The 12,363-nt window shown below is 70.5% G+C and carries 13 protein-coding genes; 1 reads left to right on the forward strand and 12 read right to left on the reverse strand.

Annotated elements, in window-relative coordinates; translation table 11 throughout:
- Positions 1 to 11 precede the first annotated feature (11 nt).
- The 12 genes from ACIGYR_RS35810 to ACIGYR_RS35865 all read right to left on the reverse strand — a co-directional run bounded on the left by ACIGYR_RS35810 (position 12) and on the right by ACIGYR_RS35865 (position 10,908).
- Positions 12 to 911, reverse strand: a complete 900-nt coding sequence (locus tag ACIGYR_RS35810; protein WP_399608169.1) for a TauD/TfdA family dioxygenase — start codon at positions 909 to 911, stop codon at positions 12 to 14.
- 234 nt (positions 912 to 1,145) lie between these two features.
- Positions 1,146 to 1,571, reverse strand: coding sequence for an ATP-binding protein (locus ACIGYR_RS35815; RefSeq protein WP_399608171.1), 426 nt, complete (start codon positions 1,569 to 1,571; stop codon positions 1,146 to 1,148).
- Positions 1,572 to 1,846: 275 nt separating this feature from the next.
- Positions 1,847 to 3,088: a helix-turn-helix domain-containing protein gene (locus ACIGYR_RS35820; RefSeq protein WP_399608174.1), complete on the reverse strand. Its 1,242-nt coding sequence runs from the start codon at positions 3,086 to 3,088 to the stop codon at positions 1,847 to 1,849.
- 86 nt (positions 3,089 to 3,174) lie between these two features.
- On the reverse strand, positions 3,175 to 4,296 hold the full coding sequence (locus ACIGYR_RS35825; protein ID WP_399608176.1) for a helix-turn-helix domain-containing protein: 1,122 nt from the start codon (positions 4,294 to 4,296) through the stop codon (positions 3,175 to 3,177).
- A 192-nt stretch (positions 4,297 to 4,488) separates the two neighbouring features.
- Positions 4,489 to 4,632: a hypothetical protein gene (locus ACIGYR_RS35830; protein ID WP_399608179.1), complete on the reverse strand. Its 144-nt coding sequence runs from the start codon at positions 4,630 to 4,632 to the stop codon at positions 4,489 to 4,491.
- A gap of 46 nt (positions 4,633 to 4,678) precedes the next feature.
- Positions 4,679 to 5,671 (reverse strand): site-specific integrase, encoded by a 993-nt coding sequence (locus ACIGYR_RS35835; RefSeq protein ID WP_399608181.1) that lies wholly within the window; start codon positions 5,669 to 5,671, stop codon positions 4,679 to 4,681.
- Positions 5,672 to 5,692: 21 nt separating this feature from the next.
- Positions 5,693 to 6,256 (reverse strand): hypothetical protein, encoded by a 564-nt coding sequence (locus ACIGYR_RS35840; protein WP_399608183.1) that lies wholly within the window; start codon positions 6,254 to 6,256, stop codon positions 5,693 to 5,695.
- Positions 6,257 to 6,391: 135 nt separating this feature from the next.
- A complete protein-coding gene (locus ACIGYR_RS35845) occupies positions 6,392 to 7,123 on the reverse strand; it encodes a prepilin peptidase (RefSeq protein WP_399608186.1) in 732 nt (243 codons plus the stop codon).
- 16 nt (positions 7,124 to 7,139) lie between these two features.
- A complete protein-coding gene (locus tag ACIGYR_RS35850; RefSeq protein WP_399608188.1) occupies positions 7,140 to 7,514 on the reverse strand; it encodes a fic family toxin-antitoxin system, toxin component in 375 nt (124 codons plus the stop codon).
- Between the two features lie 15 nt (positions 7,515 to 7,529).
- Positions 7,530 to 7,763 carry a hypothetical protein gene (locus ACIGYR_RS35855; RefSeq protein WP_399608191.1) on the reverse strand — a complete coding sequence of 78 codons (234 nt, stop codon included), beginning with the start codon at positions 7,761 to 7,763 and terminating at the stop codon, positions 7,530 to 7,532.
- 233 nt (positions 7,764 to 7,996) lie between these two features.
- Complete coding sequence (locus ACIGYR_RS35860) at positions 7,997 to 8,290, reverse strand: hypothetical protein (protein ID WP_399608194.1); 294 nt, start codon at positions 8,288 to 8,290, stop codon at positions 7,997 to 7,999.
- A complete protein-coding gene (locus tag ACIGYR_RS35865; RefSeq protein WP_399608293.1) occupies positions 8,287 to 10,908 on the reverse strand; it encodes a hypothetical protein in 2,622 nt (873 codons plus the stop codon). The genes ACIGYR_RS35860 and ACIGYR_RS35865 overlap by 4 nt, the downstream gene beginning before the upstream one ends.
- 796 nt (positions 10,909 to 11,704) lie before the next feature.
- On the opposite strand from ACIGYR_RS35865, the gene ACIGYR_RS35870 reads away from it, so the two are divergent.
- A complete protein-coding gene (locus tag ACIGYR_RS35870; protein ID WP_399608195.1) occupies positions 11,705 to 12,346 on the forward strand; it encodes a hypothetical protein in 642 nt (213 codons plus the stop codon).
- The last annotated feature ends 17 nt before the right edge of the window (positions 12,347 to 12,363 follow it).

Below are 12,363 nucleotides of genomic sequence, written 5' to 3' on the forward strand. Positions count from 1 at the left end.
CCGTCCGCCGGCTACGCGGCCGAGCCGTCGCCGGCCCTCGCACGCAGGAACAGCTGGAGGAGCAGCCGCCGGTCGGCGACCGGGACGTTCTCCTGACCGCTGTGGAGCGCCTCCCGGCCGTGCAGGAAGCGGCGCTGATTCACGATGAGGTAGTCCCCGGGCTGGAGCATGAAGGAGACCTGCCCTCGGACGAGCTCCTCGGCGAGCTCCCTGGCGGCGTCGGCGTGAGCCTGGCCGAGCTGGGACCGCTCCAGCATCTTGGCGGTGAACCGGACGAACCCCTCGCCCGGGTCGGAGCCATCCAAGACCGGGAACGGCTTGTACTCCTCGCCCACGCCGAACAGGTCGAAGAAGGTCCCGTAGTGGTAGGCCGACTCAGCCAGCAGGGCGCGGCTGTCCTCCGACAGCCGCGCCACCGCTGCGTGTGCGTCGGAGAGGATGCTGGGGCCGCCGCCGAGCGGGTCGGGGCGAACGCACAGGAGCGTGGTGTAGTCCGGGGGGAGGGTCGCGTTCACCAGGTCCATGTGGAACGCGTTGTATCCGATGCCGCTGGACTTGCCGGGGTCCTTGTCGACCTTGACCCCGATGTCCTTCCAGAGGGGCCAGCGCGGGAAGGGCGAGAACGGGACCGCCACCTCGGCCGCGAAGCCCGTAACCAGCCGCCGGAACCGCTCGCCAGTCCCCAACGTCTTGGTGAGGCTCCCCAGGCGCAGCACGGCGTATCCGCCCCCCTCTCCGGCCAGCGCGTGGCGCAGCGTCGCGGCGGTCTCCTCGAACCGCGGCGTGACCGTCAGCTCGGTCCGGTACTCCTCCATGGTGGACTGCGCCAGGGACGAACCGTCCAGCTCCCAGGGCGGGAGAAAACGGTCGATCAGAGCGGCTTCGAGTTCGCTAGGGATGTCGATGAACACGCGGAGCCTCCTTCTCTCTTGGCACTCTCGGGGTGTCGTTCGGGTGCTGCTGTCGTCCGGACGCCGAAGGCGGTCCGACGGCGGGTGTGTTTTGTCGGGCCGTGGGGCCTCGGGGGCGTGCCTGTCGCCAGGGTCACCGGCGAGGTCAGTACCGGCGTTGGTGAATCAGATCAGCATGTCCCTTTCTTGTGACGGGAATTCGCCTGCGGAGATTTGGCGCGGAAGTGCGATGGATCAGGCGGGGACGGGGACCAGGGGCAGGCGGATGACGATCCGCTTGCCGCCAGTAGCCGGGTCCGGGACGACCTCGGCCCGGCCATGGACCTCCCTCACCAGGGCGTTGACCAGGAACAGGCCGCGGCCCCCGAGGTCGTGGGCAGTCGGCAGAGGCTTCGGCTTGAACGGGTGGGCATCCGCGACGGCCAGCACCAGCTCGGCCTCGTCCTCGACGGTGAAGGTGACCGTGACGGTGGGCGAGAGCACGGCCGCGTGCCGCACCACGTTGGTCACGAGCTCGCTGATGATCAGGCACGCGGTGTCCACGACCTGCTCGGACATACCCCAGATTGCGAGGACTTTGACGGTCTCGCGGCGGGCCAGCGGGACGTGCTCTGCCGTAGAGATCAGCTGGAGGTCGTGGTGCATCGCAGTGCTGGACATCGTGCAGCTCACCCTCTCTCCGGGCGGCAGCCGCCCGGACCGTGACCGAGGGTAAGAGCTCCAGCACGCAGGGGTGTTCACCGTCGTGAACCCACGGGCCCCCAACCGGTTCAGGGCCGACGAAAGACCGCCGCAGGGAGCGTTCGTGTACGAAGCACCGTGCTCCGTCGCGTACGGACTCCGCGCTGAGGTGTGTACGGGTGAATGTACTCAGCCGCTTACGACTGTGACGCGTACGGGCTTATGTCCCCAGCCGGGCGAAGAGGCGCCGCCGGTCAGAGTGGCAGGCCGATGCGGTGGGCCAGGCCCCGCAGGTCCCGGGCGGTGTGGGCGGGCAGTTGCCGGTCGGTGAGGAACTCGACGGTGTTCCTCACCGGCGCGTTGGCGTGGATGCGCTGGGGGGCGATCTGTTCGGCGGTCAGCAGGGCTGCGACCGCCTCGGCCTCCCGGCCGTGCAGATGGGACAGGGACCGGCCCAGATCGGCGTGGAAGGCGGCCTGCCGCCCCGGCGCGTGTTCCAGGGCCTCGGGATGTACCCCGTCCCCGGCGGTGACGGCCTCACCGTGCAGGCCCAGGTCGGTGTTGAGGCTCACCTGGTGGATGCCGACGTTGGTGGGGCCGAAGTTCAGGTGCCAGGACCGCGTCTCGCCGGTGCGGCCGGCGAGGTTCGCGGCCTCGGCGAGGTGGCCGCGGACTTCGGAGGCGCGGGCCTTCCCGGGCCGTTGCCGGTCCTGGGTCAGCGAGGTGGCGGAGATCAGGTGGAGTTCACCGAGCAGAGCGTGCGCGGCCGGGCTCGTCAGATGGGCTTCCAGGGTGTTGGCTGCGGCGGTGGCCTGGGCCAGGGCCTGAGTAGGGCTGCCGGCGGACATCAGCACATGGGTGTGGAAGAAGCCGGAGAGGGCGGAGTAGACCGGATCGTCCAGTTCCGCGATCGCTTCGGACGCCCGGGTGACGGCGATGAACGCCAGGTCGGTGTAGCCGAGGTTCTTAAGCAGCAGCGTGCAGGCCGGGTGGTAGGCGTCCGCCAGCAGCTTCAGCATCGCGCGCCGGGCGGCACCGATGGCGGCCTCGGCAGCGGCGTGCAGGTCGGACAGCAGCGCGGGCAGCCCGGCGGCGAGGGTGCCGTATTCGGCCGCGTGGTAGAGCCGGTTTGCCTTCTCCACCCGCTCGGCCAGCACCGCCACTGGAACCCGGGGTGGGCGGCGGTCCGGCGGGGTGGCCATGGTGATCCCCATCAGGGTCAGTCGCAGGGCCGGGATCGCCTCATGGGCCGCGCTCGCATGCGGCTCTGCCGGGGCGAAGGGCTGGCCGGTCAGCTCGGACGGGGCGATCTGCAGGGCCTCGGCGAAGGCGGTGATGTGGCTGGAGCGGTCCAGGAGCCGCCGGCCGTTCTCCACCATCGACAGGTAGCCGACCGACACCCCGGCCAGTCCCGCGAGGTTGCGCAGGCTCATCCCGCGCTGGCGGCGGGCCGAGCGCAGGCGCTCGCCGATCCGCCTGGCCTGCTCTTCGTCCATCGCCCCCGCCTCAACTCCCGTGCCTCAGCCGTAGCGTAGGGCGAGCCTGTCGCCCCCAGGGGTCTTTCCCGCCAAGACGAGCGGCATCACCGCAGCCCGGCCCGCTCGGCCAGATTCCGCACCGCCGCGGCCTGAACGGTGGTGCGGTCAATGAGCGCGGCGACCAGGTCCCGGGCGAAGGGGTCCAGCCGCAGCCGCAGCGGTGCCACAGCTTCGGCCTCGACGAGCCGGGCGGCGGCCTGGTCGGCGCGGTCCTGGCGGGCCTCGGCCGCTGCGGCGACCAGCAGCAGACCGGAGCGGCCCGCGCCGCTGAGGGCTTCCTGGTCTGCCGCGCGGACGTGGTCGGCGGCCTCGCCCGCGTCGCCGTACTCGGCGGCGACCGCGGCGCGGGCCGCGACCACCAGGGACGACTCCCGTGCGTCGGCGGCTCGTTCGGCGGCCGCGGCAAGGAGTTGTTCGGCCTCCGGGCGGCGTCCGGCCATGGCCTGGGCGATAGCGGACAGCGCCGGCAGTTCCCAGTCGGCTCCGGCGTCCTCGGCGCGTTCGGCGCGGGCCAGCGCGTACTCCGGCAGGCCGAGATCGATCAACAGCCGCACCTCCTCGACCAGCACCGGCAGCGGTTCGAGCGTGCCGGGACGAGCCCGGTGCAATAGCATCCACGCCAGGTCCTTGTAGCCCAGCCGCCGCAGCAGCCCGGCGCCCAGCACATGCGCGTCCACGCGCAGCCGCACCGCCTCCTCCCGCCCTGGCCCCGCAGCGGCGGCCATCGCGCGGTCGGCCGCCCCGATCAGCTCCGGCAGCGCGAGCGCGAGATAGTGCTCATCGCCCGCGGCATCGGCCCGTGCGGCGGCCCGGGTCCGTTCCGCCAGGTCTTCCAGCAGCACGCCAGGGGCCGTGTCAGCTTGTCGGCGGACCATGCGGCGTCGCAGGTGGAAGGCGACCGCCCGCACTGCCGCGTGCTCCTCCCCGCGTGGCGGGTAGGGCTGACCGGTCAGGTCCGCGACATCCAGCCGCAAGGCGGTGGCCAGCGCCGCCAGTCGGCCGCGGCGGTCCATCCACTCCCCGCCCGTCTCCAGCCCGGCGAGGTAATCGGGCTCCAGACCGGTGCTGGAGGAAAGGTCATCCCGGGTCAGTCCCCGGCGGCGGCGCCAGGCGGCCAGGCGGGCCCCAATCGGGCCGCCAGCGGCCGTCTCATCCAGCTCGCGCATCACCAGATTGCTCGCTTACCCACTCGCCCGAACCGTGTGCTCTGCCAGGACAAAGGCCCGCCCTCTCGTTCCGGGGAGGATCAGGTCCCCCGTGGCGGGCCGCATATGCCTGTCGCGCGACACATTAGTCACACCGCTGAAGGCCACGCGAACGGGCAGGTGACGCGCCCGGTCAGGGCAAAGAGGGCTCAGTCAGGGCATAGGAGGGCTCGGGGCCGGCAGGACCGCGATGTTGTCCCCCGACTGCCGCAGTCGTTCAAGGAGACGGGCGTTCTCTGTCTCCAGTTCGGCGTTGCGCAAGGCCAGGACCTGGATCTGGTTGGCGTAGGTGGCCACGGTGTCCTTCAGCTCCCGGATCTCGGCAGCGTGCTCGCTGCGAAGCTCACGCTCCGCCTTCTTCAGCCGGGATACCTCCGCACGCAGTTCCTCCGGTTCCGGTCGGCGGGTCTGCGGCGGCCGAACGCTCGATCGACAGGTAGTGGTGCCACGCCCGCAGCGTCCGCTGATTCGCGAACACCCTGCGGGCCTTGTGCCGCTTGGTCACCTGAGCCGCGAGGTAGATCTCGCCCCGCCCCCCTGCCACGGGAGGAAGCTCGGTCGTCAGCAGACTCGCTCCCTCGCCCAGGCGCATGCCGGTGTAGACGAGCGAGTCGGCGAACAGGGCGTTGCGCTCACCGTGCCGGCCACGCCACTTCGGGTCCGGTCTGCCGTCCGGCAACTCGCCCCGCAGCCCGACATTGCGCCACAGCAGGTAGTCAACGAACTGCACGATACGCAGGGGCTCCTGGTCGTCGTCCACGTCGTACTCGGCGTTGACCCGTACGCGCTTCGGCCCCTGCGGCGTCATGACCGTCTTGTCGATGTACCGGAACGGCTCGCGATCCAGTAGCTCCTCGTAAAGGGCCCACTCTACCCACTTGTCGAGAGCCGCGATGGACCGACGCCACGTGGCAGCGCTGATCGAGTTCTCGTCGTCCATGCGCATGCGGACGACCTTGTAGGCGCTCAGGTCAGCGCTGTCCGTCTCCCATATCGACTTCCCTCCCCGGGATTCGTGGAGGAAGCGGCAGTACAGCATGATGTCGCGCATGTAGCCCTCGTGCCCGTTGTCCGAGCGCACGCCCCAGCTGCCGAGTTCGCGCCCGAACCGGTTCAGCTGGACGTCGTAGGAACCGTCGGGACCGAGGACGAAGTACTTCCCGTCGCGCGCTCCTGCCCGCTCCAGCACGGTGGACGGGTCGAAGGTCCACGAACCAGCTGTCCAAACCTGCGCAGTCCGATGCAGGAGGACCACGGCCTCCGGTGTCGAAGGCTCGATGGGGACGTCGACACCCAGACCGATGGCAGTTGAGGAGCTGGTACTGGCGTGCTTCATCGGACCCCCCTGAGACAGCAGCTACGCGAACATAACTGCATGCTTCGTGAGACAGAACGAAGCGCCAACATAAAAGCCGATCTCGCCGTGGACTCCGGCCAGGCCCTCCTGGACCTCGGTGACATCGGCCGCGCCCACCAGCTCATCACCGAAGGCGAAGGCCTGCTCCCCACGGTCCGGGACAAGACCCGCGGGGTGTTTCTCGCCTACCGCGCCGCGAGCTACCTCGATCTGAAGGAACCCGAGCCCGCCGCGGCCGCCGCCACCCAATCCCTGCTCCTGGCACGTCGCATCGGAGCACCCCGCTGCGTGCAGCTCGTCGACGACCTTCTCCCCCGCTTCCAGCCCTACCAGGACGCTCAGGGCGTTCCAGAACTCCTCCAGCTCGCTGCCGCATAGCAGGAAGGGGCGGATCCGATGACCACGGACGCCGGGCTCCTCTCGGTCAGAGAGCCCCTCCAGCTCGCGCTCTTGGCGGTAGGCGAGGGCAGCCCGCTGGTCGACGAACTCGCCGAAGCCGCCGCCGTCCACTGCCACCTGAACTACAGCAAGCACCCCGTCCCGGTGCTTTTCAGCAAGGTCCACGCAGCCCGCGCCCTGCTGGCCAGACTGCTTTCTCCCAGCACGGCGCGAGCCCAGGCTAGTCAGCAGGAAGGCCGCCCTCGCACTATCAGCACAAAGCCCCCGATCCAGCGGCCTATTGGCTCCGGGAGCCCGGGTTCACGAAGGGTGGGAGCCAAGGAGTGCGCCGACCAGCGTCCCGGCGAGCAGGAACGGGCCGAACGGGATCCTGCTCGTACGGTCGGCCCGGCCCGCGAGCATGAGGCCGATGCCGTACAGCGCGCCGAGCAGGTACCCGGCGAAGGTTCCGATCAGGACGATCGCCCAGCCGTACCAGCCCAGGACAGCGCCCAGGACGAGGGCGAGTTTCACATCGCCGAACCCGAAGCCGTTGCTGAGGAGGAAGAGCGCGAAGTGGCCGGCTCCGAGGATGAGGGAGCCGAGCAGCGCGGAGGTCCAGCTGCCGCCGGCGCCGGGCAGCACTGCGGCGACGCCGAGTAGGACGAGCGTGGCCGCGGCGAGCGGCAGGGTGAGCGCGTCGGGCAGCCGGTGCGCGGCGAAGTCGACGGCGGCGAGCAGCACGGCGACCGGGGCGAGCAGCAGCCATACCACCAGCTCGGGGCGGGCCCCGGTGGCGGCCGCCAGCAGGGCGCAGACCACGGCCGTGACGGCGGCGGTGGACAGTGTGCTCGGCCCGTAAGCGTCCTCGGCGGCGCAGCGAGCACGTCCCAGCCATCCGTTGCCGACGCCTGTAAGGGGATGGCCGGCCGGGCACATCGACCGCCAGGGTTCCTCGGGGGGTACGGAGAGCCGGTACGCGGCATGGGGTATGAATACGCCCGTGCCGCAGCCCCACAGGACGGCAGCCGTGATGATCAGCAACGTCTCCACCGGATGGAGCCTATGCTCAGCTGCGCTCGGTCCACTCCTTGAGTGCCGCGGCCAGGGCGCGCACGTCCAGGTGTCCGCCCGACACCTGGACGGCGAGGTCGGCGGCCTCCTTGGCGGCGAACCGTACGGGCAGACCGCTGGCGTGCAGGTAGCCGGCCGCGACCGTCGCGCCGAAGAGTTCGTTGCTGTGCTCCAGTGCCGGGACCCGGGCCAGCGAGTGGAAGAGGGCGGCGGCCCGGTGATGCGGCCGCGGGTATACGGGTTCGTCCAGGACGCGGAAGGCGTGCCGTGCACGGGCGGCCTCCAGCGCTCCCCAGTCGGTGACGTCCGGGTCGCCCAGCTGCGTGCGGGCGATCTCCAGGAGCCACGGAACATCTACCGTGAGGTCCACTGCGTCGCTTCCGCCCTACGCCGCGGACGCGGCGGTACCGGGCTGCGGGCCGAACCGGCTGGCGAACGCCTCACGCATCCCGGGGGTGCTGAGGAAGAGCGCGCTGCCCTCGAGGAACCGCGCCTTGTTGAGCTCCTGGGCCAGGACGCGTCCGGCGTACACCGTCGGATCCTCGTGCCGCTCGTGCGCCTCGCGCGCGAGCTGCTCGTACTGGTCGTCATCAAGCTCAATGCGAAGTTCCCTGGCCATGTCCTCCACGGTAGCCGGGCCCGGTGCCCGGCGGGAAGGAATCGGCTGGTGAGCTCCGTTGGTGGCGCCGTCATGACGTCTCCCTCGGTTCACTGCGGCCCGGCTTCCGCGGCGGGCACAGTGATCCCCTGCTCCGCCGGGATGAGTCGGAACGGCCGGAGCCCCGCACAGGCGGGGCTCCGGATGGATGATGGTCCGGTCTCCGGGGCTGTTGACGGCAGCCCCGGACACCCCTACTCGTGCTGGCTCCCGGCTGTCGCGCCGTCGGCGCTTTCCTGGAGCTGGCGTACGGTCCGCCGGGACATCCGGGCGCGAAGGGCGACCTCGCTGTCGCTGCGGCCCCAGCCGATCGCCGCGCTGGCCAGTGTCACGAGCTCGGCGCGCTTCGTCCCCAGCTCCTCCTCCGCGTACAAGACGTCGGCCTCCTCCATGCCGGCGACGTCGGCGCCGACGTTCTTCTTCGCCGCCTCCCGGGCCGCGGCCAGGGCCTGGCGCGCGAGGTCAACCCCGCTCAGCTCGCTGCTCACGCGATCGCCGCCCCGGCCTGGTCGCCATCGAGGGGCCGGGCCGCGAGCTCCGTCAGCCGGGCCGACCACGGCGCAGGCGCGACCGTCTCGGTACGGGCCACCGTCCGCTTGCGCAGCTGCTCCAACCGCGTCGCAAGCAGGTACTCGGCAGTGCGCTCCCGAGCAGCGTCGGCGGCCTTCGTCGCGGCGGCGACCGCGTCCGCGCCGTTCGGGTTCGCACGGAACCACCTGCGGTTCTGCTCGGTCTTGTATGCCCGGCGGGCTTCCGCGTCGGCCTCCGGAGTGCCGCCCAGCCGCCCGAGGGCGCTGCTGCGGTACTCCGGCAGGGACTGCTGCACGACCTGGAGGGCGTTGAAGGCGAGCACGGACGCCGCAGCGACGGGGTTCGCCTCCAGCTCGCCCGGCTCCATCAGCTCCAGGAACTGCTTCAGGGCGGTCTCGATGTCGGCTTCCAGCGTCGCCCGGACGTGCGCGGCCACCGCGGCGACGTCCGCGGCGTCGTCCAGGTCGGCCGCCCAGGTCGCCGCAACCAGCCCGGCCTCCGCGATCGCCGCCTCGGTCCGGCGCCGGTAACCGCACGCCTCGCACAGCCCGGCCGACCGCTGCTGCCCGCAGTCCTCGCACGCCAGCGCCTGCCGCACCGCGTCGGCGGCCGCCGCCTCCTGGCGCTCGCGCTCCCCCCGCTCCCGGGCAGCCGCACGGGCCCTCTCCCGCCGGACCTGCTCCGCGCGGGCCTGCTCACGGCGCCACGTGAAGTCCTCCGCCTCCACCGCGGCGTGCTCACGCAGCCGCTCCTCGAGGACCTGGCGCCGCTCCGCCACACCCAGCCCGGGCAGCTCCCGGTCGATGTCAGCCGCGATCCGCACCCGGCGGGCACGACGGATGTGAATCACGTTCCCGCAGTTCGCGCAGTCGCTGCCGGTGTCCAGCCGGATCCCGTCATCGCAGCGCACGTCCGAGCAGGCCGGCCGCTGTACCAGGCCCCGCCGGGTGATCCAGCCGAACGGGCTGCTCACGCGCGCCTCACCACCGGTCTCCTCCAGCCGGTCGGTAAGCCGGTCGGCCAGCAGCCGAGGCGCGCCCTCCGGCTGCATCAGCAAGTCCTTCAGCCGCTCCAGCTCGGCATTTACAGCCTTCGCGACCTGGTCTTGCTGCCAGCGGTTCAGCCCCGCCCACAGCCACGCGACCGGCCCCAGAGCAACCCGCAGATCAAGATCCTCGGGAAGGTCCACCCTCCCCCGCTGCCGAGTCTTTCCGCCCGCCACGGCCTTGAGCCGGCCACCGGCCTTGGTCCCGGCAGCACGCTGCCCACCCTGCTCATCGACCGCGGACTTGCCAGGCTTTGCCCCGCGGAGCGGGCCGACCTCTGCCACCGGCGACGCAGGCTCGGCAGCGGCGTCCTCGCCGCCAACGGCCTGGTCCTCGCGCACGCACACGCGCTCCGGCCGACGGCCTTCACCCCCACGGCCTTCGCCGGAAAAACCACCAGAGAGCTGAGGAGAAGAGACGGGAGTAACCACAGAAGCGTGGTCTGCGTGGAACTCTGCACCATCGGGACGCTCCCAATTTCCCGCTTCCATGGCCGCCTCAGCACCACAAACCCCAGAAGTACCAAGGGCGCCGGCATCCTGGCCGGGAGCAAGATCTCCGACTGCACCATCGGGACGCTGCGAAAACACCGACCCAGAGCCCGAAACCGGCTCCACAGGGGCCAGAACACGGCCGTACGCACGGGCGACCGGCAGCAGCATGACTCGGCCACGGCCGTTCATCCCTGTCACCGTCGCCTTGCGCTGCCGCGCGACGACACCGGCCTCCGTCAGCCGGGCCAGCACCTTCCGCGCCCCGGCCGGCGAGCAGCCCAGCAGCCGGGACAGCGTCGCCGCCCCGCGCCCCTCCTTCTTCCGCACCGAGCCGCCGCACAGCTGCAGCCAGCCCGACGCCCGGGTGTTCAGCACCATCAGCAACAGCCCGAGCCGGTCCGTCGCCGCGCCCTTGCCCGTGCGGCCGGCCAGTAGCCCGGGCGGCGTCGGCTCCTTGTCCTCCGGCGCCCAGCCCGGCCCGAACAACGCCTCGATCAGGCGCAGCAGCACCGCCAGCTCAGCCTTGTTCAGCGCCAGAGGGTGCGCCGCTCCCCCGCCCTGGTGCGCCCGCCACAGGGGCATGACCAGGCAGTCCAGCCCGACCGGGTGCCCCTCATTGTTGATGACCATCCGGGTGTGCAGCGCGTCCGTCCTCCGCAGAACGGGCAGCACGTCGTGATGGACCGTCGACGCCGTCATACCCAGCCACCGACCCAGCTCCGCACCCCAGATGTACGACTGGAGATCATCCTTGCGCCCCTCCGGCGCCCGCGACTTCGCGTACAAGACCACCGCCGCCAACCGCGCCGCGTCCCCAAGCCCAGCCAGCGATTCGTCAGCTAGCAACGCCCGGATCGCGGCCAGCAACCGCAGCCGCATACCCCGACCCAGCCGCAGCGCCTCGTCCAGAGCCTCGCCGCAAGGACGATCCCAGGCCGGCACCGACCGCAGCACATCCCGCTGCGCGGGAAGCACCGAAGCGTCGACTACGACGTCTTCGACGCGCTCCGACAGCACCGCGGCCGACGCTGCCATGCCGCTCACGTGGATGTCCTAGAGAACTGTGCTCGGGGCGTGGTGCTAGTCCGCTGGCATGGCGGCATGGGTGGTTCAAGAAGAAACTGTGACCGGGAAGACGCCGCAAAATGCGCCAACCGGGCATGGATGGGCTGACAAAGGGCAGCACGATGCTGCAACATGGTTCCTGCCTCGCTTTGACATCGAGGTGGGCATGAAAAAGGCGCCTTTGGCGCTGGTTCGTGGAGAACCAAGATCGAAAGTTCGACCGGCCGCTAACCGGACGAACAATCCCTTCAGGGGGTCGGCAAACCCTCTGGTGGCAGATGGGACGCCATCAGCCGAGGTGACCGCTAATCACCTGGGTGGCCGGGCGTCCCGGCGGCTCGAAGACCCGTTCAACGGGCGCCGCCACAGACGACTACGACATCTCGCCCCCTTCCGGGGCGGAGGTGCACCCGCAGCCGGATTGGCGCGGGAAGACAAAGAAGGCACCCGTCCGGAGCGACGCACGCGTCATCGCTGCCACGGCGGGTGCCTTGGAGTGTGTCTGTCGGAGGGTACGGGTACCCTGCTCCATGTCGAGACCTTCTCTGGATAGGTCTGCGGCCGTGCCCCGGAGCACCACCTCGCGGGGCTTAACCATGTCTATATGGATCTTATTCAGGGACACGGTACTCCCCTGAGATCCCACAAAGACACCCCGGTACCGCTCGTGTCGCCAGTGGGCGAACGCTTCCTGACGGGGCACCAGAATCAGTCGATGACCTGCCCCGCTCCACACGCAGGGCACCGCCCGTGCATCATGAGCGGTATGCATGCGACGCAGAAGCCTAGGCACGACGATCCCCTCGATGTGGAGACCTTCGCTCGCCCTGAGCAGCAGCGCCGCTACATCGCGGCCATGAACCGCATCGCCGCACACCGCGGCTCCGATACGCCGGTCCGTGTCTACGTCAGCGCCAGCCCCAAGACCGTCAACGACTCCAACTGGCAGCGCTGGCTGAAGCGCATCACGGAGGACCTGCCCGAAGGCGTCGAACTTCTCCACTACCGCTCGGCCTTCGAGGAGGGCTCCTACGACTGGGACACCCTTGCGGACCAGCTCGACGGCCTCGTCGTCATCGGCAGGCCTAAGCGCCTCGGCAGCCGCGTCCACGTCCTCGGTCCCGTAGCCCGCCTCGAACTGCGCTCGCTCATTGCGAAGAAGCCTGTCCTGCTTTTCACCCATAACCTTGGGCTCGTCCCAGTGATCGACTGCAGGAGCCAGGTCATGCCCCCATCCGACGCACCGAGGCTCAAGTTGATTGCTCCGAAGCGCTGGAATCGCGGCTCGGCCACGCTGAATGCCGCGCTGGACGCCCTCCGGCCAACCGGCATCACCAGCCAGGAGCCTGAACAGCCCCGAGACCTTGAGGCTCACCTGGTGGCTCCGTTCGTCGTCGGGGCGCGCTGACGGCTGATGGCGGCATC

The sequence above is a fragment of the Streptomyces sp. NPDC053076 genome (assembly GCF_044546845.1).
Lineage (GTDB): Bacteria > Actinomycetota > Actinomycetes > Streptomycetales > Streptomycetaceae > Streptomyces.

Coding starts and splice junctions, on each gene's coding strand:
- ACIGYR_RS35865 (WP_399608293.1), bottom strand. CDS start 10,908: ATGGCAGCGTCGGCCGCGGTGCTGTCGGAGCGCGTCGAAGACGTCGTA.
- ACIGYR_RS35820 (WP_399608174.1), bottom strand. CDS start 3,088: ATGGACGAAGAGCAGGCCAGGCGGATCGGCGAGCGCCTGCGCTCGGCC.
- ACIGYR_RS35815 (WP_399608171.1), bottom strand. CDS start 1,571: ATGTCCAGCACTGCGATGCACCACGACCTCCAGCTGATCTCTACGGCA.
- ACIGYR_RS35855 (WP_399608191.1), bottom strand. CDS start 7,763: ATGGCCAGGGAACTTCGCATTGAGCTTGATGACGACCAGTACGAGCAG.
- ACIGYR_RS35835 (WP_399608181.1), bottom strand. CDS start 5,671: ATGAAGCACGCCAGTACCAGCTCCTCAACTGCCATCGGTCTGGGTGTC.
- ACIGYR_RS35870 (WP_399608195.1), top strand. CDS start 11,705: ATGCATGCGACGCAGAAGCCTAGGCACGACGATCCCCTCGATGTGGAG.
- ACIGYR_RS35825 (WP_399608176.1), bottom strand. CDS start 4,296: ATGCGCGAGCTGGATGAGACGGCCGCTGGCGGCCCGATTGGGGCCCGC.